The sequence below is a fragment of the Flavobacterium sp. genome (assembly GCF_017744675.1).
In the GTDB taxonomy this organism is placed as follows: domain Bacteria; phylum Bacteroidota; class Bacteroidia; order Flavobacteriales; family Flavobacteriaceae; genus Flavobacterium.
In genome coordinates, this window is the sequence record NZ_JAGIAV010000003.1 from 280,805 (window position 1) to 304,267 (window position 23,463).

Consider the following 23,463-nt stretch of genomic DNA (forward strand, 5'->3'; position numbering starts at 1 on the left):
TAATGGAAATTCGTGCAATTTAGAAGAAAAAAATCCGATCTAATGAGCAAAAAAAATTCGTGAATTCGTGGCAGAAAAAACATAATTATATCAGTTTGCTAGGCGGAAAACCAAACTGTTTTTTAAAGCATCGGCTGAAATATAATGGATCATTGAAACCAACAAGATTAGTCACTTCAGAAACATTATATTTTTTGGTCTTAAGCAGTTCTGCCGATTTTTTCAAACGGATTGTTCTAATGAATTCGTTTGGCGCCAAATCCGTAAGCTCTTTAATTTTTCTGTAGAGTTTTGAGGAACTTACTCCCAATTTATCGCATAAGAAATCGGTAGACAGATCGACTTCACTCAAATTATCATTGATTAGATTAGTCACTTTTTCCATAAATTCCTCATCTATTGGCGAGTGCGTCAGCATGCTTACTTTGCTTTCTACCTCTCCAGAGAATTTCTGTTTGAGCTCTAATCTTGATTTAATCATATTCTCAATAACTGTTTTAAGCAATAATGGTTCAAAAGGTTTCACCAAATATCCATCTGCTCCAGTATCGTAACCTTTCACTTTATCCATATTTTCAGAAAGTGCAGTCAGCATTATAACTGGAATATGGCTAATGAATTCATCATTTTTAAGTTCACGGCAGAATTCCAATCCATCCATAACAGGCATCATTACATCTGTCACACATAAGATTGGCTTAATCTGACGGCAGATTTTCAAACCTTCCTGTCCGTTTTCTGCTTCGTAAACCTTGTAATAATCTGACAAATAATCTACCAGATATTTTCTGAGTTCGCTATTGTCTTCAATCACTACTATTTTTTCTTTTAAATCTGTATTTTGAATAATTTTCTTAGCCGCTTTTTCGGGAATAAGCATGCTTAAATTGTCATTTTTAATCGCATATTCAAACACTTCTTTACTTTCATAAGAGTCGCGGTCTATCGGAATTTCAGCCCTAAATGTACTTCCTTTTCCTGGTGTGCTTTCCACAGAAATAACACCTTTGTGAAGAGACACCAGAGATTTTACCAGCGACAAACCAATTCCCGATCCTGTGTTGTTTGCGTGACTGTTTGCTACCTGATAAAAACGTTTAAAGATTTTATTCTGACTTTTTAACGGAATCCCGATTCCGTCATCGGTTACTTCAATCACTAAAATTTCTTCAACCGTATCTTTAAGTCCGACAAACAAATCTACATTACCGTTTTTATTGGTAAACTTCAAGGCATTTGATAAAAGATTGTACAGTATCTTATCGTATTTATCATTGTCTAGCCATCCGTTTATCTCTTGCTCTTTTGTGATAAAATTGAGCTTAATTTTTTTGTCAAAAGCCATTTCCTTAAACGAATCGAAAATATTTCTCGAATAAGAAAGGATATCAGTCTGTGTCACTTTGAGCTTTAATTCACCCGATTGTGCTTTTCTAAAATCTAAAACCTGATTTACCAGATTCAACAGTCGGCTCGCATTCTGATAAATGAGATTGTATCGGCTTTTCTCATAATCAGTTGCGTTGCTATTTTCCTCCAAAAGCTGTTTTGCAGGTCCTAAAATCAAGGTCAAAGGCGTTCTTAATTCATGCGAAATATTGGTAAAGAAACGCAGTTTTTCGTTGTTCAGTTTAATGTCGTGTTCTCTGTTTACTTTTTCGGTAAGCAGTTCTTGTTTCAAGCGGATTCGGTTTTTAATTTCTCTTCTGATAAAATAGAAAACCCCAAACAAAATTGCCAAAAACATTAAAAATGAAGTCGGCGTAAGCCAGAATGGAGGCAGGATTTTTATTTTATAAGAAACCGTTTTACTCCAATATCCGTCACTGTTGCTTGATCGTATTTTAAAAGTATAATTTCCTGGATACAAGTTCGTGTACTGCACAATTCTCGAAGTGCTGTTGGCTGTAATCCAATGTTTATCAAAACCTTCTAGCATGTATTGAAATCTGTTCAATTTTTCATTTGCGAATGAAGGAGTCGAAAACTGAATCGAAAAATTACGGTTTTTATGCGTAAGCTCTATTTCTTTGCCATAGTTCAGGTCTTTTGAAAGCGGGATTTCGCCATTGATTTCCATTTCTGGAAAAACTTCTTCATTCTGAATCTTAAATTCAGAAATAACAGGCGTTGGCGACCATTTGTTTCGTTTCATTGCCGGCGGCGAAAAAGAAATTACTCCGTTTTTGCCTCCTAGAAAAATATTCGAATTATTAAAATAAAAGAAACCGCTTGAGCTAAAAACATCTAATCTGTTACCGCTGTTTACGTGGTAAATGCTGACATCATTTAAATTGGCTTTAACAAAAGCAATGTTGTTGTTATTGATATTAAGCCACAGATTTCCCTTTGCATCGGAGAGAATATCCGTAATCCATTTTCCTGAAAGCTCCTTAAGTTTTTTTACAGGTTCAAATTCATTCTTTTTCGGATTGTATAAGCAAAGTCCAGAGCGTGTTGAAGCCCAAATTTTACCTTTGACATCCACTAAAACATCACTCACATTTTCATCATGAGGAACACCTTTTTCTTTGATAAAAAGTGACGAATAGGTTTCTATCTTTCCTGAATTGATGTTGTATTTTACCACTCCCGTTTCTGTGGCAAACCAGATATTATTTTTGGCGTCTCTGTCAATGGCATTGATCTGAAAGTTTGGCAAAAGCTTGCTTGAAGTCTGAAATTGCAGGGTTTTAGTATTCAAAATTACAGCTCCTTCTCCAAACGAACCTACAATCATGGACTCATTATCAATTTTAGAAAAAGCAAAAACAGGCGATTTTTCAAACCCTGTCTTTATTTCTCGAGAAGAATTTGTAAGATAGTTGTACACCAAAATATTTCCATCCCAAAGACCGCAGTAAAAAATCTTTCCGTCATCTGAATAAATGCTGGCAATATCTTTTCCTGTGTTGTGCAAAGGAACTGAACCTTTTGTATTCGAAATAAAAAGTCCGTTATGATAAGTCGCTACAATTACTTTTTCATCGTATGTTTTAGCAAAACCTCTAATTCTAGGTGCTTGATTGCCAATAGAACGCGAAATGTCTTTGTTTAATGTAAACTGGTTTTCATAAGGATCATACTTGTCTAAACCGTCTTCGGTTCCAATCCATAATACGCCAGATTTATCAAAATAAAGTGAGGCTATTAAATTATCAACCAGCGAACTATCATCAGACAAAATGGAATAATACCATTTGTAATTTCCTTTCTGAATATCTTCCAGCTCATTGCAAACTAATAATCCGCCCAGAGTTCCTACCCAATATTTACCATCAGGAGCTCTTGCAACAGATAAAAAATAAGGCCCTAAAGCACCTCTAATCTGTTTGTTGTCGATGTATAGATCGACAAACTGATTTTTGGCTTTGTCCAATTTATATAATCCTTCTCTTGTTCCGATGAAAATATCCGACTTGGCATCTTCATAAATAAAATTAAGATACGGGTTTTTGATATTTGAATTGGGTACAGAAAGTGTATACGTGATAATTCTAACTATCGCTCCTTTTGCATCCATTGTAATTTTCGCAACGCCCGATTTTTCATAACTTCCAATCCAAACATTGCCTTTTTTGTCTTCAAAAATATCTTTGACGTAATCAAAACCTTTAAGCTGGATTTTTTCAAATCGCTTTTCTTGCAAAGAAAATAGATAAACTCCTTTGTTCTTGGTACCAACCCAAACTCGATTGAATTTATCTGCATAAACCGATCTCACTTCGTCATCAGGAAGGCTGTTTGGATCGTTCTTTTTATGAAAAAAAGTGGTAAACACATGGGTATCCATTTTGAAAAGCGTCAATCCCTTTCGGGTGCCTATCCATAAATTATTGGAAGCTTCATCTAATTCTAAAGCTGTAATATCATCATTGTACAATTTATTTTTTCCAGGAGCAGAACTCATGTAGTTTTTAAACTGATAGCCGTCAAAACGGTTTAATCCAGAGAAAGTTCCAAACCACATAAAACCTTTCTTATCCTGTACAATATGGCGTACCGAATTGTGCGACAGCCCATTATTGTCGTTATAATGCGCAAATTTTATATTCTGTGAATAAGAATGATAAAAAGCAACAGAAAACAAGAATAATATTAGGAATTTGAGTCTCATGAAAATAAATTATAAATGCAATTTAGTCTTTTTTGATCTAATAAATATCAAAATTATTTAACAGATAAATTATCAATTCTATTATTTTTTAAATCAATTTTAAAATGATTGGAAGGCTCGCCATTCATGGTTTTATAGAATATCTCTGACCATAAAACCAGTTGTGGATTATCTGATTTTTTCAATTGTTTGCAGATCAGCTCATATTGCTTTAATTTCTTGGTTCCAATCTCTGGAGCAGCCAGTTCTCCAGCATTTTTTAAACGGTAAAAATCGAAAATCATATCGAATCCGTTCCATGATTCAAAATCAGAAAAAGTTAATAAGTTTTCTTTCAGCTCTTTATCGAGGTCATAGCTATTTTTATTCTTTTCTAACAAATCTCTTCCTGAAAGATTTACAATTGACTTTAAAAATTCGACTGGAAAATCTTCTGGCAAAAAGCGTAATCTTACCAATTCTTTCAAATGCCAAGTTGTAAAATCTTTATAATCATTTGCCTTTAAAATTTCTTTGTTCCAAATTGCATTGCTTTTGATTTCTTTTAAATGAGCATATTCTTCTTCGTAAAAAGGAAACAAGCTATTGTATTTATTGACTTTTCCCACGACAATAGTTTCCACTTCCAGTTCTGAACCAGAATGAATCGTCAATATTTTATAAGCGGGCATGTAAGCGGCAAGCGATGGAGTTTGAATATTGAAAAGCGTATTTCCTTTTGCCGTTGTTCGAACGCCTGTATTGTTGATGTGCATGTGTCCGCCAAAATGAACCTTAATTCCAGCATCTGCAAACTGTTGCGCCACTTCTTCATCTGGAACACGCTGCAATTGCATTTTATCGGCACCAAAAAGCTGCTTTAATTCGGGAGAAGCATTGTCATTAAATTCTACCATTGGGTAATGGCTGAAAGCGATCAGAATTTTTCCTTTCTCTTTGGCTTCTGCAGCGACTTTTTTTACCCAGTTTAGCAAATGGCTTTTATAAATCAGAACGTTATTGTAACCTGTATTGGCTCCCGAAAAATCATGCGGATCGTCTGCTTTTCCTGATAATTTCTCATTTGGAACATAGGCATTGGCATCGATTGCTAAAAGCCAGATTCCTTTCACTGGTTCAACCAAATAACTTGCATCTGGCAGAAACAAATTGGTGTTTTTAACTGCATAAGTCCTTTTTTCTAAAGGCGACTCTTTTTCAGCTTCTTCAAAATTATATTGTGAGTAAGTGTATTTTGAAAATGGCGTTTCCCAGTACAAATCAGTCTTTTTTGGAAAAAAACCAAAATCTCGCATTTCATGAATCGTTTCTTTGTAGCCCCAATTTTTGATATCGGCGGTTATGATGGGAACAAGTTCGCTTTTACTTTTTTTCAAAATATTTTCAGAACTGCTTATAATCTGTTCTTTTCCGTCTTTTCCTAAAAAATCAGTCTTAACAGCATCTTGTGCAAAAGGTCGCACAACATCATGATTTCCTGTGGTTACATAGAATGAAATACCATATTTGTGGGAATATTGATCGAGAATTTTTCGCAATCCACGGACATGTACAGGTTGTCCGTCATCGCTGAAGTCACCAGGAAGGACCACCTGCTTTATGCCTCTTTTTACAATATCATTTAAAGCTTCTAAAAAAGCGAAGTAATTTTCATTAAAAATTCGGGTAGAATGCAGCTGGGCATTCATGGTTCTGATATTAGCATATTCGCCCGTTTCAGGGTTTTGAATGCCTTGGTAATCGTTATCTTCAAATTTGGCAAAAATATCCTGCAAATGCGCATCGGCTATAAAAGCAATCTTTGTTTTTTGGTCATGCAAATGCTGTTCTGTTTTACAGGAAATCAGAACAGCAAAAATCAATAAGCAAAAGATATTTTTGAATGCCATTTTATGGTTTATTATTATAGCTAAGACCTGACGGGTTAAAATCCTGTCAGGTCTGCTTTATAAAACATTTTATTAATCCACGACCTTTACCAACGTTGGGTTGATTCCTAACGGATTATTGGTGACTTTACAGATGAGTGGAAAATCTGGATTTTTTACAATCCACATTTCGGTTTCGTCGATCTGCGCTTTTACATGCAGAGCGTCTATTGTTTTTCCGTCAATTTGAACACTTTCAGTATTTTTTTCATCCAAAACATAGGTCGTATTATTATAAACGAAAGAGCCTTTTTTTATCAAGTTCTGATAAGCTGATCTAGAAATCATGAAAAAAGTTTCTGTTGGTTTTAAATTTAAAACAGGCGCATATTCTCCTTGATTAAAACTTAATTCGGTTCCATTCTGTACGGCTTCTGGAAGCATCACGATTTTACTTTTCACGCCTCTGGTTTCCAATTTAAAAGCCAGTTTATTAGCCGCTGTTTCGGCAGTGAGCTGAAGACTTCTGGTTTGTCCGTGAAGCTTGCAGACATAATGCAGCTGAGTGTTATTTTTTATTGTCGGAATGTACTGCTGTGCAATTCCTTTCTGATAAACGATGCAGAAAAGAAGCATTAAAAATATATTTTTCATCCTGTTTATCCTTTTTTATTTCGTTGGAGGTAAAATTGTCGTTCCCCAAGCTGAAGGTTTTGAATCCATTTCTAAAACCAATTCGCCTCCGTTATTAATATCATCATGCGTAATCCAAGCTTTGCTGTATGGTTTTCCATTTAACAATGCGCTTTTTATATATCTGTTTTTATCCGTCATTTTTTTAGCTGAAATGGTAAACTTTTTTCCATTTTCCAACTGGATTACTGTTTCCTTAATTAAAGGCGTATTAATCAGATAATACGGTTGTCCTGCATTTGGATACAATCCCATCATATGAAAAGCCAACCATGAAGACATCGCGCCAGAGTCGTCATTTCCAGGCAAACCTTCTCTCGAAGTATTAAAATTACTCTTTATAATGGTTCTAATTCTGTCGCTGCTCAAATAAGGTTTCCCGATCCAGTGGTACAGGCAAGGCGTTAAAAATGAAGGTTCATTGGCCACATTATACAAATTCTGATCGAAGAAAATATCCAAACGGTTTTCAAATGCTTTTTCTCCTCCTGATTTCTTGATCAATTCTGGAACGTCATGCGGAATGCTGAATGAATATTCCCAAGAAGTTCCTTCGTAGAAAAACACGCACCAATGGCAAACATACCAAGGCGATTCGATAATAACAGGCGTATATTTAAAAGTCGGTTTCTGGATTTTAGATTCTCCAAAAACTACATCGTCCAGCCAGTTTCCGTCTTTGTCTTTTGGCATGATAAATCCTTTTGCACCATTATTTTCATAATCAGGACGCCATAAATTCTGCCAGCTTTCTGCCTGTTTCATGTATTGATTATAAAGTTCGGTTTTGCCTAAACCTTTGGCTACCGTGGCAATATTATAATCGTTGTACGAATAGTCAATTGTTCGGTTTCCTGCACGGTCTGTGCCATAAGGAACATATCCTAATTTTAGGTAATCGATAAGTCCGCCTCTTCCTTCTTTTTCTTCATTTCCTCCAGGCGGAACTGTAGCGTCTTTTAGCATTGCTTGAAGCGCCAACTCGTAATCAATTCCTTTTAAGTTCTTTACAAAAGCATCGGCAATAACCACCTCAGCATTTGATCCTCCTTGAGTTCTTCCGTTATCGTTACCGCTTCTGCCTTCGGGCAAATATCCTTCGCGTTTATAAATATTCAGCATGGCATTTATGATATCCACTTTTCGTTTGCTGTCAATTAAAGTGATTAGAGGACTTGATGTTCTAAAGGTATCCCAAATGGTGTAAAAATCATCGTAATACGGCTCGTCATTGGTCCATAATGGATTCTCACCAGTTCTGTCTACAGGCATAATCATGGTGTGATATAAACCGGTATAAAACATTTTTTTATATTCGTCTGAAGTGTCTTTTGAAAGCTGTATACGGCTTAGTAAATTCTCCCACTTGTTTTCTAAAGTCTTTAAAACCTCATTAAAGTTCCAGTGTGGGATTTCTGCCTCTATATTGTTTTTAGCTTTTAATTCGCTTAAAAAAGAGATTCCGATTTTAACATTCAGTTCTTCTTTTCCTGCATTTCCAAAAGAAAGAAGCGCTGCTGTTTTCTTTCCTGAATCAAACTGAGCTTTTTGATTATTGAAAAATTTTCCGTCTTTGAAAGTTACATATTTTGATATCGGCTGATCGAAAACAGCACAGAAATATACCGTATACGCTCTTCCGTTGTTCCATCCGCCTCTAATTCTGCTGTATCCTCTAATTTCTGTGTCTGAAACGATCTCGATTTGAGAGCCCACAAACTGCTGAGCTTCTCTAGCATCTGGAATTTTTTCTTCTCCCAGAAAAAATCCTGGGTCTATTTTTAATTCTTTAGAACTATTTTCTGGATAGGTAATTCTATAAAATGAAACTTTCTCTCCAGTTGTAATTTCAGTTTTAATGTTATTTTCCTTGAAAACAGTTTCGTAATAGCCCAATTTTACATTTTCTTCAGCTCTGAAAGAAATCTGATCCATCTTATTTAAAGTACCCGAAAAAGGCATAATCAGGATGTTTCCGTATTTTGGTCCGCCACCTGTTCCGCTTACATGCACCTGACTGAATCCAGTTACTTCTTTAGGCATTGGAAGCCAACCGCTGTTTGGACTCGAAGTACAGTCGGGACTTGGTTTTACCATTCCGTACGGGCAAGATGGACCAATAAAAACCCTGCCCACACCTTCTGACCCAATCATTGGATCTACATATTGGTGTACACTCTGCTGGCCATTGCAATTGAAGGCAAGAAAAAAACTTGCCGCGAAAAAAAGGAGAAACTTTGTATTTTTCATTCTTTGTTATTTCTTTATTAAGACTTTGGCTGATCTGACATTCCTAAGATTAGCTCACCGCCCTTTGTAATTTCCTCATGCGTAAGCGTAAAATCTTTTACCGCTTTGTTATTGTATTTGATGTCTTTTATATACACTTTTTCTGGGCTGTTATTTTCAGCTTTAATCTCAAAAGTTTTTCCTGAATAATATCTCGGATTCAAATCTATTGTAATTTTATTAAAAATTGGACTTCCTATTTGGTAAACCGCTTCTTTATCAGTTCCTCCATTCATTTGAAATAAACCTAGTTTAAGCAAAACATTTAGGCTTCCCATCAAACCCTGATCTTCGTCGCCGTTGTAACCTGTTGCGGGAGATAATCCGCTGAAAGTGGTTTTGACTACATTTCTAGTCCAAAACTGCGTTAAATCGGGTCTTCCTAAAAGGGTAAAGATATTAGACGTCTGCATAGAAGGCTGATTTCCGAAATTTACAGGAATTCTACTGAATTCTGGGTGCAATTCGGCATCATGCGAGGTGCCTGAGGTATACTTTAGCTTTTGAGCGGTTTCAAACTGGAGATTCAATTTTTCTGCTGCTTTTGCTTTTCCTCCCATTAAATTGGCTAAACCTTCCATATCATGCGGAACAAACCAAGTTGACTGTGCACCGTTGGATTCAATAAATCCGTTTTCATACTGATACGGATCGTAATTTTCACGCCATTTCCCTTCTGCATTTTTAGGGCGCATCCAGCCAATAGCTGAATCAAATAGATTCTTATAGTTCTGAGACCTTTTCATGAAATATTGATAATCGTCTTCATGGTTAAGTTTTTTAGCCAACTGTGCCAAAGTCCAATCTTGATAGGCATATTCTAAAGTCTGGCTCGCTCCGTCTTCATGGCTTCCAAAATTGCCATCGGGAAGCGGATACGGCACATATCCATTCTGTAAATAATATTTTAGGCCGCCTCCAATATTGGTATTGTGTTCATACCCCGCTTTTTCCATAATACCGCCAGGCATGTGATTTTTTTTAAGCGCTGTGTAAATCTCTTCCAGGTTTTCTTTTACAATTCCCTTTTGAATGACACTTACAATAAAAGGAGTTGTCGAAGCTCCTGTCATTACATACGTATCATTTCCGCCAGCAGGGCCACGCGGAATAATACCTCCGTCTTTGTAATACTGCATTAGCGAATACACGAATTCTTCCATAATTTCAGGATAAACCAATCCCCAAAGCGTGTTGATTGTCCATTGTGCTCCCCAAAAGGCATCAGAATTGTAATGGTTGAATTTGGGTTTTCCATCAGCATTCAAAGGCAAATGCCCGACTCTGAATTGGTTTCCTGTATTATCGGGATAGGCTCCATTTGCGTCGCTGATCATTTTTCTTCCTTGAAGTGCATGCCATAGATCGGTGTAAAATCTTCTCTGATCGGTTTCTGTGCCTCCTTCTATTTTTATTCTTCCTAATAAAGCGCTCCATTCTTTTCTAGAATCGGCTACTGTTTGGCTAAAATTCCAATGAGGCAATTCTGTTTCGATATTGATCGCGGCGTTTTCTACTGAGGTATACGAAATGCCAACTTTCATCAGTATTTGTTCTTTCGCTCCGCTAAAATGGATTAAATAATTTCCCGTTGCAGGATCTCTTTCTACAGAAGCAATTGGCTGATTTGTTTTAACTTTAAAAAATACGGTCAAAGGTTTTGGACGTCTGAAATTAGTGCTCAAAACTAATGAACCAGAAAGTTCATAATCATTATTTTTTTCTAATATGCCATTGGTATTTTCACAAGGGCCTAAAATGGTATTGAGATTAAAAAGAATGGCTTTTTGCGTTCCTTTTGGAAAAGTGTATTGATGAAATCCAACTCTTGGCGTGCTGGTCAATTCTGCTGTTATTTGATATCTATCTAATTTCAACGAATGGTATCCTGGTGTTATAATTTCGGTCTTATGACTGAATTTGGAATAAAAATCTTTAAAAACGGTTGATTTATTCTTCTCAGAAATTGTAACGGGCATTACCGATACTCCAGACAGCTGCCATTCGTGAATGTGGCTAAAACCCTTAACTGTATCTGTGGTATATTTATAACCGCCTCCCCAATCGCCTTTAATCTCTGTGTCGGGACTTAAATTAACCATACCAAAAGGGCGGCTTGCTGATGAAAAGTAAAACCATCTTGAATTTTCGGTGTCCAACAACGGATAAACCTTATCTGATACTTGTTTATTTTGTAAAGAAATGGTTTTCTGAGCGTTGCATGACAATAAAAAAACTAGAGTCAAACTTATGGCAATCTGTCCTATTTTATAGATTTTATTTAGTTCCATGTATGCTGTTTGTATTGATGGGACAAAATTGGGCTGATACTGATTTTTATAACGGTTAATTTCAAAACCAACAATATTCAATTGATACAAACTGAATATTTTAAAACTTAAAAAGAATGTTACAAAGCTTAATCTTTCTTCAATAATCTTCAGGAACTGCATTGGATTAAGCTTTGTGTGCATTCTAAAAACGAAACTGAAACTGAACTGTTTATCTTGAGCAACAAAAAAAAACAGTTTTCTTTTAGTAAAAAGGAGAAGATTTTTTACGCTCTTCTCCTTTTCAAAATTATATTGGGTTACAATGCGTACCTTTCTAAATTCTCATTTTTAATATCCATCATTCTGAATCAAAGCTGGATTTAAAACCATTGCATTGGTTGGAATCGGGAATACTCGGCGATAAACATCTGTATTAGTTTTATAGCCCCATGATCCTTCATATTTCCCGAAACGGATCATATCGTTTCTATGCCATGCTTCCCAAGCAAACTCACGGCTTCTTTCTTTGTAAAGATCATCTAAAGTCACTCCGCTTAAAGGAGCAGATGTTGTACGATTAGAACGAACCATGTTTACCAAGGCATCTGCACTTTGTCCTAGAGTCGAAGCGCCTCCGCGAAGGATTGATTCTGCTTTCATTAACAGTACATCTGAGTAGCGTAAGAAAGGAACATCATTCTTTTGGTTACGATTTGTTGAAGTGGCATCTGGATAGAATTTAATATTTCTATATCCCATGTTCCAAGCGATTTCGTCATTTCCAAGATCAAATAAAGCTACACTTTGACGAGGTATAATATCTGGTGTTAAATTTACCTGATACGTATACGATGCACCTCCATCAGCTCCTGTGTAAAATTGATCGTATCCTTTTTTAGTTGTCGTAACCAAAACTGGAGTAACGCCATCATTCATATATTGAAGACCTGTTAACCATTGTTTGTTACGAATATCGTTCGGATCATTAAATAAGGCATAAAATTCAGGCAGCGTACTTCTAGGCGCACTTGGTGTAAAAGGAAGACCGAATTTAGCTCTTTCAGAACGCGGCACATCATAACGTGCATGATACATTTGTCCGTTGTAACCCACTGTAACCGCTGCTGGATCGTAAGGAACAGCAAAGATGAACTCTTTTATTTGCGGACCGTTGGTAGGATAAAACATCTGCAAGTAAGTAGCTCTTGGCTCAACAGAATACAATCCAGAATTAATTACCTGATCACAAGCTGCAATACAATCTGTATAACGCTGTGTTCCTGAATATACCTCAGCATTAAGATATAATTTGGCTAGCATCGCATTGGCAGTCTGTTTGTTTGGTCTACCATAAGTAGTAATTCCTGATGCAGGATTTAAATTAGGAACGGCACTTTTTAATTCTTTTTCAATAAAATTAAAAACTTCTTTTCTTGGCGCTTTAGCACGAGCAGTAAAATCTCCATATAAAGTATCCAACGGCACATCTCCATAACTGTCCATTAACATAAAATAGGAAATAGCACGCATCGTTTTGATCTCTGAAATCAAAGTCTTTTTCTCTGTTCCTTCAGGCATTGTCTGTCTTAAGATTGAAATCGTCTGATTGCATGTTCCAATCACTTTAGACGTCCAATCCCAAAGGCTTCCAATAATCCCATTGTCGGCATTCCAGTCATGGTAATGCATGGCAATGTAATTTCTGTTGTCGAACCAGTTTCCTCCTCTTGCAGGCAAAATAGATTCATCTGTACTTAAAGATTGCGCCCACCACCAAGCAAAAGAAAATTCTCCTCTAAAAGCTACATAAACCGGACCTGTAGCCTGAATGTACTGTTGTGAGTTTTGAGGAAACACTTCAGGTGTCAATTGTGTTGTAATAGGCACATCAAGGTCACTGCAAGACCATACTAAACCAGCCATAAGTACTGGGAGTCCTAAATATTTTAATATCTTTTTCATAATTTTTAGCATTTAATTTTTAGAAGATCACATTTAAACCGAACAAGTATGTTCTTGTTTTTGGATAGAAGTTATTTGAATCTACTCCAGGAGCTGTTCCTCCTTGCTCTACCTCGGGATCAATTCCGGTGTATTTAGTTATCACAAATACGTTGTTTACGGTGTGATACAGGCGAAGACTGCTTATGTATCTGCCTACTTTACCAAAATTATATCCTAATGTCATGTTGTCCAATCTTATATAGCTGCCGTCTTCAATAAAACGATCTGAATATTTAAAAGAGTTTAAGTCATTTGGAGATTCATTTCCTGCATCAACCAAAATATTAGTGGTCATTGCCGTACTTGGTCTAAACAAATCGGCACGTGTTGCGTTGAAAATTTTATTACCGAAAACTCCTCTAAAGAAAATACTTAAATCGAATTTTTTGTATTGAAAGTTATTTGCCCATCCCATTAATAATTTTGGTTGCGCGCTTCCTGCATAATGGTAATCTACTCCAATTTGCGGTGTAGTAGTCAAATTGCCATTTTTGTCGTAATACTGAGAAACCCCAGCAGCATTTTTTCCGGCATATTGTAAAGTAAAGAATTGTCCAAGAGGTTTTCCTTCCTTAAAAATCTGTAAAGTACTTCCTGTCTGTCCGCCTCCATCTGGCTGTACACGACGGATAGAATCTCCCCCAACAAAAAACGGACTAGTTAATTTAACGATCTCATTTTTGTTATGAGCCAAATTCAGGCTGGTATTCCAGCTGAAATTTGCTGTTTTAACTGGCGTTGCGCTTAAACTAAGCTCGATACCTTTATTAGACATCGTTCCTCCATTTGCTACAATTGTTCCTACTGGCACCAACATCGGATCAACATTATAGTTGAAGATCATATCTGTTGTTTTCTTGTCGTAAACGTCAACCGAACCTGTTACTTTTCCTTTTGCGATAGAGAAATCAAGACCAATATTTGCTGTTGCTGTTTTTTCCCATTTCAAATCAGGATTTGCCGCCTGGTTAGGTCCGTAAGCACCAATCTGCTGTCCGTTGTAATAAAAAGTTCCTAAACTTCCAGATATAAATTGAGACGTGTAAGCATTAAATCCTGAAGAATTTCCTGTTACCCCCCAGCTTGCGCGTAACTTTAAATCGCTAAATACATTCTGGTTCTTCATAAAACCTTCTTTATCTATTCTCCATGCACCTCCTACAGATGGAAAATAACCCCATTGGTTGTTCGCCCCAAACATAGAGCCTCCGTCTTTTCTAAGTGATCCTTGCAAAAGGTATTTGTCTTTATAATTATAGTTTAAACGTCCAAAATAAGAGATTAAACGTGTTTGCTGATACGCTTTGCTATCTCCAAAATTTACTACATAACCATTAACCGAAGTATAATTGCTTAAAGCTAAGTTGTTGTATCCAACATTGTCTACAGGAAAGTTTGTAGTGGTAGCTTGAAAACCGTCTCCCAAAGTATTTTCCTGCCATGAGTAACCCAAAACCGCTTTTATTTTATGATCGCCTAATGTTTTATCCCACGTTAAGTAACTTTCAATAATATTATTTCTTGTTTCGTAAGCATTTCTCAATGCAGAACCATTTACACCAAAATTAACCAATGTTTTTGTTAAAGGTGGATCTGGGTTGTTGTAAAAGTTGGCGCTGTTGTATTGAGAATAATAACTGTCATAAAATTCTCCGTGAGATGCCGTTAATCTCTGATGCGCTAAATTTAAATTATACGTAAATCCGAAAGGCAGTTTTACTTCTGCAGTAAGGTTACCTACAAGATTATCTGTTTTAGTTTCGTCTGTTCCATGTTCGATTAATGCAACTGGATTAAAATATCCTGGACTTGTAAAATTTTCAAATAAACTTCCGTCTGCATTTCTTACTGGAGAAACAGGAAGATAACTTGCCGCTTGTAAAAGTACTGTATTACGCTGCGGAACATTTTGATATTTTGAAGTAGAATTAGTCACATTCAAACCAAATTTAACTTTATCATCAAAAGCGTATTGCTCAACAGATAAACGGGCAATAATACGAGAGAAATCACTTTTTAACATAACTCCTTCTTTATTAATAGAAGTAATGCTTGCCGTATAGCTTCCATGATCTCCACCACCGCTCATAGACAGGTTATGGCTGCTTGATACTGCACGGCTAGGTCTTAAAATTTCTTTTTGCCAATTGGTGTGCGCCCCTTTATCATTTTCTGGAGTAAAGTTTAGGTTGTTTCTTGTTGTAAAATCTCTCAGCTGATCTGCATTCATCATGTCCAGATTATTAGAAACTTCCTCAAGACCAAAATATCCATTGTACGCCACTTGCGTTCTGCCTTTGCTTCCTTTTTTGGTTGTTACCATGATCACACCATTTGCAGCACGGTTACCATAAATTGCCGTTGCAGCAGCATCTTTCAAAACGTCAATAGTAGCAATATCATCTGGTGAAATCACAGAGATATCAACACCAGGAATACCATCAATTACATAAAATGGTCCTTGAGAACTATTTAATGTTGAAGCTCCACGCAAAACCACAGAAGCCGTTTTTGTTGGATCTCCGCTTGATGAAATATTCAAACCAGAAACCTTACCCTGTAAAAGCTGTCCCACATCGCTGATTGCACCTTTGTTCAAATCTTCAGCCTTTACAGATGAAACTGCAGTTGTTAAGTTTTTACGAGATCCTTTACCGTAACCTACTACAACAACCTGCTCTAAGTTGGTTGTGGTAGACAGCAATTTAATCGAATAATTTGTTTTCGTTCCGTCTAATTTTACAGCTTGATCTTCAAATCCCATAAATGAAAATACAAGTGTTGCATTTTTGTTTGAAGCCGAAATTTTAAATTTTCCGTCAAAATCTGACGTTACAGTATTAGTTGTACCTTTCTCAAGTACATTAACAGCTGGCAGAGGAATACCTTTGTCATCCAATACCACACCAGACACTTCTGTTTTCTGTGCCCAGGTATTAATTGAGAAGCCAAAGAAAAAGGCTAATAATAAAAGTTTAAGTTTTTCCATTGTAATGTTGGTTAATTAGTTAATGTATGGACGAAATTAGTGCTAAAGAAATGTTAACAAATGGACAAGTTATTCATAAACATGGATAATTTCTATAAAGTCAATGATAATAAGGCTTGGCAACGTTTTTTTTATAGAAATATATAATGAAAAACTGACTAATAAATCGATTTCGGAAATTTTTCTTTTTCATAAAGATGGTTCGGCTTTAGGTTATGTTAGAAATATGGTGTTAAATTATGTTTATATACGAAGTAATTATTATCTAATACTCTTTTTATTTATGTTCTGTCCAATTAGTTTCCCAATTTTTAATTGATTCTCTTTCTTTATTTTCATCAAAAGAAGTATTATTAACAGATGCCTTTTTTAAAGCCTCCAAAAACATCTTCCATCTTGGCCAGTAAAATCCTTTGTACATTCCTTTCCATGCTCTTGAAGCATAGTCATTCAGATGCCCTTCTCCGCCCCAAAGCGTAATTAATGTTTTGGCATTTTTTCTATATAATGAAGAAACCTCTGGTGAACTTCCATAATCAGAAGCTGACTTTACCCATTGATCTAAACTATTTAATGGCTGTCCAGACATTATAGCATCTATATGCAGAGCTTGTTTTTCTATCTTTTTAAATAATTGGTCTCCTTTTGCAATATCTTTCTGCTGATAGGCTTTTACACATGCCATAAGATCCTCATCAATACAAAGCGAATAATAATGTCTTGAAACATCTATTAGATCGTATTGAATAAGATTCTTTTTATTGTATTTTTTGGCTTCTTTGCTTAAAATGTCCAAAGCTTCTTTGAGTTTTTCTTTGTCTCCAGGATTACCTTTAAACTCTGTAATTTTTACTGTTGGGCGTTTGAAAAGCAAATACGCTCCAGCCCAATCATTCCACCAGCGTGTTTCCCAATATTTGACATTGTAAACCGATTTCAGCAATAATTCCCAAGCCTGAACAGCAGCTTGTGTAGTCTGTCCGTATCTTGCATTTAAGTATTTGACCATCCAATCGTTTAGAGGCTGTTCTGCCTTCGTCCACGGAAGATCATATATATATTCGTAAACAATTGAATTATTGTTCAATCCTTCAGGCATTGCTCCATAACCTACAATATTTCCTCTGTTTGGATTTTTCAGCAAACTTGCCAATTCTTCTTTATAAAAATTCAAATCTCCATAAACAGGATTAGAACCTCCATAATTATGCACATAACCGTAAGTCCATTGTTTGCCATAAAAAGCTTCCTGATTTTCCCATACCTTATATCTGTCGTTGGCATAATCTTGAACCATTAATCTATCATTTGGAACTTTACTCAAAAAAGCGCTCGTTGCTTCTTTTGTCCAGAACTCCTTATTATCTCCAAAAAGCCATCCTTGCATAACCCAAACTGCTCCAGGCGCTGCTTCATCAATGGTTTCATAGATCGCACTTCCGTAGCTGGCAAGTTCTTCATATTTATTATGTTCAGAAACTGGAGGTTCGATCTCGTTAAAAGAATCTGCCAAATAGAAATTAGATTTCCCATACTTTTGGGTATAAATTTCAATAAATCGTTTTCCAATTTTTTTAAACAAAGGATCTTTTGAATCTAGGAGAAAAGTACTTGCAAAACCACCTCCAGACCATGATTTTAATTCTGTAATTTTTGCTTCAGGATGTTTTTCGGCGAAAGCCTTTGGCACGTAACCGCTAAAAGCAGGTACAACAGGGTGCATGTCAAGTGCTTTCATTCTTTCTAAGATTTTCTTCTGAAGTTCTTCTTTCTTAACAAACCATTCTTGCGGCAAAGGCCCTTCCAGACTATTGATATTTCCCATACGCTGCCACGGCAAGTAAGCCGGTCCTGTAAAATGGGCTTCCAATTGTGCGCTGGTTAGCCCATACTCTTTCCACAATTCCTGCCATACCGCTTCTTGGCCTTCCATTGCAGTGGGAAGATTTATTCCGTGAACCGCCATCCAGTCTATTTCTTGTTCCCAGCGTTTCCAGTCCCACCACGGAGTAGTGTAGCCAAAGGTACAGGCATTGAGATATTCTCTATACTGAAAAGGTGTCTCTCCTTTTTTAGAATATTTAGGCCAAGCTTTAGGAAGATCAATTCTGTTTCCTTCCCAGCTCACTAAAACTGCTCCTATGTCTCTTAAAAAATTATAGGCCGCATAACAGATTGCGGTATTACTCGAAGCTTTTATCTTTACTAGATTATTCTCTGTTTCAATTTCAAACCAGTCAGATTTGCTTTTTTGGTCTTCGGCAATAGTTAGCTGAAATTCGCTCGATCGGTTTCCAACAAGCCTTTCAATAACTCCGAAAGCACTTTTTGCTTTTTCTTCGTTTTGGCAAAATCCTTTTATAGAGCCAGAAAATAACAGCACAAAGGCCATTACTGCTAACTTTAATGAACTGCCGTTTTTAATTTTAAAATTCTCACTTTTCATATAAATCATATATTTATTAAATTGTCTTCATCATTTCGGTCAGATAAAACAAAGGAGATTAAATCGTTACATTAATCTCCCTGCTCAAACAAAACCTAACAAAAAATTACTACTAATACTTAGCAGTACAAACGAATAAACCAGAAAGCCAATAAATAGGTTCTGGAACCGAAAATAAAATTATATATAATGCCATCCCATAAGATGGATTTATCAGTCAAAAGCATAGACATATTTAACAGTCTATTTTATTTGGCCAAGTTGAAGGTTAACTATTTTTGCAAATCAATATAAAGCGTATGGAATACATAAAAATAATGCCCTGCAAAGAATTGGAACCTTATATTCATTTCTTTTGGGAACTGAAAGGAAATCCATATGAAGCCCAATGGGAACGAGTCTATCCAGACGGCTGCAGCGGAATTATACTAAATCTAGGAAATGACTGCCTGACCGATAACGGTTCTTTGTCTTTGGAATTTGGAAAAACTTACGCCGTTGGTGCCATGAATTCGTATAAAGACAGTTTAATTGATATCGATACCCATTTAGCAGGAGCATGCCTAAAACCTGCCGCTTTTGCAAATTTCTATACATATGATCCACTAAATACATTGATTAATGATACTGTCGAATTTGAGAAATCCAATTCATTTAGCGCCAATAAAATATTAAAACAATCCTTCAATTATTTTGACCGCTTCTTTTGGGAAAGAATTAAAAATAAAAACATTCCGTTGCAATCGGTTATTAATGATATCAATGTGACAAAAGGACAAATTAGCATTTATGAATTAGCCAAAAAGAATTATACAACGGTGAGACAGTTGGAGCGAAATTTTAAAAAATACATCGGGTTATCGCCAAAAGAATATGCAAATATCATCCGTTTTCAGAATGCATTACATGCTATTGGAAAAACAAACCAAGATCGAAGCTTGTCTGATATTGCATTTGAGTGCGGTTATTATGATCTTTCGCATTTTAGCAATGAAATAAAACGAAATACCGGACTTTCTCCATCGTCACTATAATTTGTCGCATTTTTACAAAGTATCATTGTTGATCTGGAAGTATATTTGGATAAACATTCAAAATTAAAACAAATGCGAAAAATATCACTTTTTATTGCTATGAGCCTAGACGGATACATTGCAAAGCCAAATGATGATTTGAGTTTTTTAAAATTGGTAGAGAAAGAGGGAGAAGATTATGGTTATGCCGAATTTACAGCAGACGTAGACACGATAATTATTGGCAGAAAAACGTATGATTATGTTCTTAAAGAAATTGGCCCTTCTCACTACGACAATGGCCAAAGAGATGTGTATGTGATAACCCGAACTGAAAGACCGCAAATAGGCAGAACTACTTTTTATACAGGAAGTCTAACAGAACTTATCGACCGATTAAAGTCAGAAAAAGGAAAAAACGTTTATTGTGACGGTGGTGCCGAAGTAATAAACGAACTGCTGAAAAATAGTTTAATAGATGAATTCATAATTTCAATTATCCCTGTTTTATTGGGTAACGGAACCAAACTTTTTAAAGACGAAAGACCTGAACAAATACTTGAATTTATTTCGGCAAAAACATTTGAAACTGGATTAGCACAGTTGCGTTATAAACGGAAAATTTAAAAAGTTCTGCGTTATATCATTTTGTCCTAGTTTTTGCCTGATTATTACCTGTTTTACTGCGCTGCACTATATATTTTTATTAACCTCTAAACAACGTAATGCTTTAAGGTTAATAATGAAAAAAAATAAAGACATATTGAAGATCATTAATAATGCTGTCCTTCAGTTCTATTCCTATAGTGCAGCGCCTTATACGGTATCTTTTCCTGTAATTTCAGAAAAAATCCGTTCAGTGCTTTATAATAGTTCCGATTCCTATACTGACATTATTTTAATTTCGCTTTGGGAAGATTACACTAAAGATGATGTAGAAGATTATCTGAAATTTTCGCAAGAATATTTGTCTATTGACACTCCGGAAAATAAAAGAGGATTTCTTGATTATAGAGTGACACAAATTTTTCAGGATAAGACTTTTGAAGTATGGAAACAGCAACACGCCTCTTTTGCATTAGGAATTGTAATCAATAGCATTAAGAGTTTTGGCTACCAATCAAAATTCTACAGCGTTGACGAACTTGAACCTGAGATTAAAAAGGAACTGGCGTCTTTGAGTGGCACTAACTTAAAACAGCATTATGCAATCGTTTTATGAGGAAGACTTCTATACAAATCGCGCATTAATGTTTTTTCTGTATTCAGACGGGGTAAGTCCGGTAACTCTTTTAAATAGTCTTGCAAAATAAGACGGATCGTCGAAATTGAGATCGTAGCTTATTTCAGATACTGATTTAGTAGCATTCCATAATAAAATCTGGCTTTCTAGTATAGCGGTTTCAATTATAACTTCTTTTGAACTTTTATGAAAATATTTCTTAACGCATCTGTTCAAATAATTTTCTGAAACGGCTAATGAATCTGCATAAAAAGCAACATTCTTTTCATTTAAGAAATTCTGAAAAACCATCAATTTAAACTCGATCGCTACTTGCTGCATTCGCGAAACAGGTTTATGCTGTCCAGATAAATCTAGAATTTTATACATCAAGGCTTGCGCCAAACCATTTCCCACAAGTTCATTTGGCATTTCAGCATTATATTCCGTCGAGAGCAGTTTCAAGACAGTGTAAATCCATTCGTTATTTTCTTTATTTAATTTCAGAACGGGATCGACAGTATAAAGGCTAAGCAGTTTTTCTTTGTCAAAAAAGGAAGATAACGTTTCTTTTTTCATCAATACAAAATAGCCTTTCATGTCTTGGGAAACTTCCTGAAGCGAGTTCATCGTTCCTGCTGGAACCAAAATAAGCGTACCAGATTCGATATAATATTTCTGCGTACCTATTATATGCTCGATATGCCCTTCCTTGAGATAAAATAAAAAACTATAATCTGTTTGAATAAAAGGAATCGGTAGCCTAAAAAGATCTGTAAAAAGACTTAAAGGATAAATTTGCAGCGGTGTAGTCTGCCATTTAAAATGATGCGGAATATCTTTTAAATACTTGCCAATAAAAAATTCCGATGATATAAGTTTTTCCAATTTTGGCATATTCTTTTTATCTGCTGATAAATGAACCTAAAAATGCTATTCATTTTCATTTATTTCACAAATATCCAAATTCTTTTACAACACACAAAGAATGATACTCCTAAAGCCTACTCGGCTGATTGTTAAAAAATCTCTTTTACTATAAAAAAAATGCCGTCTGCTTAGAAGGCAGACGGCAAATTAACAATTTAAAAACTAAAAATTAGCAAGCCAAGCTTTCCACGGAATCCTTGAAAGAATTAATAAAAAACCTATGGAATAAAAAATTGCAATTTTTTTAAATTTAGCAGTATCGCCAGTAGCTCTTTTAGACTTTGAATAGCCTATTGTTATAAGAACTATTGCAATTATCATAACTAAAGGATGTTCGAGTCCATAGAGTCTTGATACTGAATTTTTCATCATTTCGCCAGAAACATTAGAAGCGCCTAGAGGAGAAAGAAAATATAAAATAAGCCCTAAAACAAACTGCAAGTGAGACGCTAAGAGACCTAACAGAATTATTGTTTTCGATTTCTTAGTAAACAATGCCTTTTTTGACAAACTATAAAAAGCATATAGTATTGAAATTAAAAGAAAGAGCAGTGTAATATCTGCAGCAAATGAATGCAGATTCTTAAATCCGATGTACATATCTACAATAATTTATTCTACAATTAATACTCCTTTCATTTGAGAATAATGCCCTGGGAAAGAACACAAATAGTTGTATTGTCCTTTCTCTGGTGCCATAAACTCAATAGTAACACTTTCTCCGCCTCCAATCATTTTAGTGCTGGCGATTGTTTTTAAAGAAGCCTCTTTACTTAGCTTATATTCTGGCCCTTGCCCTTGAGCTACTTCTGCACCAAAATCGGCTGGATCAATTCCCTTTTTTAACAGTACAAAGTTGTGCCCCATAGCGGTTTTAGGCATTTTACCAATATGCTTTAAAGTCAGCTTGACCAATTTTCCCGCTTGCACCTTAATTTCAGATTGGTCATATCTCATATTGTCATCTGATAGTAAGACCACGCTTGTAATACTGTCGTTCACTGGCTCGAGATTAACCTGTTCTTCTTCGTATGCTGGCGCACTCACATGTTCGTCTTTTTTACTTTCTTTCTGTCCGCAGGAAATTACCATAAGAGAGCAGGAAAATAGTATGCTTAAGATTTCCTTTTTCATTTTTTTTATCTTGAATGTTATTTGACAAAACTACTCTCAAAAAAAAGGAACTTCTATAACAGAAAAGGAATAAAACAGGACAAATCGTGCATAGTCAAACTGGAAAATAGTTTTAGATTGGCGAGCTACTGCATTACGGCAAGCTGTAGATCTGTTCCATCTTCAGCCATTTTTCGCCCTCTTTTGCTCCAGGTGGCGCTTGCTGAAATTTCCACATTAGCCGCTCCCACTCCTGAACCTCTGTGTTTGCAGCATCCATGAGCTGTTTTCTTTCGGGTGTAAAAGTTTCATCCACTTCCATAATCATAAATAATCTGTTGGCTAACAGGTAAATTTCCATAGAAACTATTCCGGCATCTTTAATGCTTTTAGTGATTTCGGGACGTGCATTTTCTGCAAGATGGTACTTTTTATATTCTTCTATAAGCTCTGGATTATCAATCAGATCGCAGGCATAACATATTCTTTTTAACGGCATACCTTTC

15 protein-coding genes are annotated in these 23,463 nt (G+C 35.7%); 3 read left to right on the plus strand and 12 right to left on the minus strand.

What is annotated here, in order from left to right:
- Positions 1-85: 85 nt before the first annotated feature.
- The 8 genes from J7574_RS09975 to J7574_RS10010 all read right to left on the minus strand — a co-directional run bounded on the left by J7574_RS09975 (position 86) and on the right by J7574_RS10010 (position 18,679).
- Positions 86-4,117, minus strand: a complete 4,032-nt coding sequence (locus J7574_RS09975) for a two-component regulator propeller domain-containing protein (protein WP_290967572.1) — start codon at positions 4,115-4,117, stop codon at positions 86-88.
- A 53-nt stretch (positions 4,118-4,170) separates the two neighbouring features.
- Positions 4,171-6,006: a metallophosphoesterase gene (locus tag J7574_RS09980; RefSeq protein ID WP_290967573.1), complete on the minus strand. Its 1,836-nt coding sequence runs from the start codon at positions 6,004-6,006 to the stop codon at positions 4,171-4,173.
- 72 nt (positions 6,007-6,078) lie between these two features.
- Positions 6,079-6,639 (minus strand): hypothetical protein, encoded by a 561-nt coding sequence (locus J7574_RS09985; protein ID WP_290967575.1) that lies wholly within the window; start codon positions 6,637-6,639, stop codon positions 6,079-6,081.
- Between the two features lie 15 nt (positions 6,640-6,654).
- On the minus strand, positions 6,655-8,928 hold the full coding sequence (locus J7574_RS09990; protein WP_290967577.1) for a GH92 family glycosyl hydrolase: 2,274 nt from the start codon (positions 8,926-8,928) through the stop codon (positions 6,655-6,657).
- A gap of 17 nt (positions 8,929-8,945) precedes the next feature.
- Positions 8,946-11,420: a GH92 family glycosyl hydrolase gene (locus J7574_RS09995; RefSeq protein ID WP_290967578.1), complete on the minus strand. Its 2,475-nt coding sequence runs from the start codon at positions 11,418-11,420 to the stop codon at positions 8,946-8,948.
- A 168-nt stretch (positions 11,421-11,588) separates the two neighbouring features.
- Complete coding sequence (locus J7574_RS10000; protein ID WP_290967580.1) at positions 11,589-13,202, minus strand: RagB/SusD family nutrient uptake outer membrane protein; 1,614 nt, start codon at positions 13,200-13,202, stop codon at positions 11,589-11,591.
- A 19-nt stretch (positions 13,203-13,221) separates the two neighbouring features.
- Positions 13,222-16,233, minus strand: a complete 3,012-nt coding sequence (locus J7574_RS10005; RefSeq protein ID WP_290967582.1) for a TonB-dependent receptor — start codon at positions 16,231-16,233, stop codon at positions 13,222-13,224.
- 277 nt (positions 16,234-16,510) lie between these two features.
- Positions 16,511-18,679, minus strand: coding sequence for an alpha-N-acetylglucosaminidase (locus tag J7574_RS10010; RefSeq protein WP_290967583.1), 2,169 nt, complete (start codon positions 18,677-18,679; stop codon positions 16,511-16,513).
- Positions 18,680-18,978: 299 nt separating this feature from the next.
- Between J7574_RS10010 and J7574_RS10015 the strand changes: the two genes are divergently transcribed.
- The 3 genes from J7574_RS10015 to J7574_RS10025 all read left to right on the plus strand — a co-directional run bounded on the left by J7574_RS10015 (position 18,979) and on the right by J7574_RS10025 (position 20,914).
- Positions 18,979-19,713, plus strand: a complete 735-nt coding sequence (locus J7574_RS10015) for a helix-turn-helix domain-containing protein (protein ID WP_290967584.1) — start codon at positions 18,979-18,981, stop codon at positions 19,711-19,713.
- Between the two features lie 72 nt (positions 19,714-19,785).
- Positions 19,786-20,319, plus strand: a complete 534-nt coding sequence (locus J7574_RS10020) for a dihydrofolate reductase family protein (RefSeq protein WP_290967585.1) — start codon at positions 19,786-19,788, stop codon at positions 20,317-20,319.
- A gap of 115 nt (positions 20,320-20,434) precedes the next feature.
- Entirely contained in the window at positions 20,435-20,914 is a 480-nt protein-coding gene (locus J7574_RS10025) for a hypothetical protein (protein WP_290967586.1), read from the plus strand.
- 9 nt (positions 20,915-20,923) lie between these two features.
- On the opposite strand, the gene J7574_RS10030 is transcribed toward J7574_RS10025, so the two are convergent.
- From J7574_RS10030 to J7574_RS10045, 4 genes are all read right to left on the minus strand, one after another.
- Positions 20,924-21,802, minus strand: a complete 879-nt coding sequence (locus J7574_RS10030; protein WP_290967587.1) for a helix-turn-helix domain-containing protein — start codon at positions 21,800-21,802, stop codon at positions 20,924-20,926.
- A 204-nt stretch (positions 21,803-22,006) separates the two neighbouring features.
- The gene (locus tag J7574_RS10035) at positions 22,007-22,444 is read right to left on the minus strand and encodes a hypothetical protein (RefSeq protein WP_290967588.1); all 438 of its coding nucleotides are present in this window, start codon (positions 22,442-22,444) and stop codon (positions 22,007-22,009) included.
- Positions 22,445-22,456: 12 nt separating this feature from the next.
- Positions 22,457-22,978: a plastocyanin/azurin family copper-binding protein gene (locus tag J7574_RS10040; RefSeq protein ID WP_290967589.1), complete on the minus strand. Its 522-nt coding sequence runs from the start codon at positions 22,976-22,978 to the stop codon at positions 22,457-22,459.
- A 133-nt stretch (positions 22,979-23,111) separates the two neighbouring features.
- Positions 23,112-23,456: an L-rhamnose mutarotase gene (locus J7574_RS10045; RefSeq protein WP_290967590.1), complete on the minus strand. Its 345-nt coding sequence runs from the start codon at positions 23,454-23,456 to the stop codon at positions 23,112-23,114.
- Between the last annotated feature and the right edge of the window lie 7 nt (positions 23,457-23,463).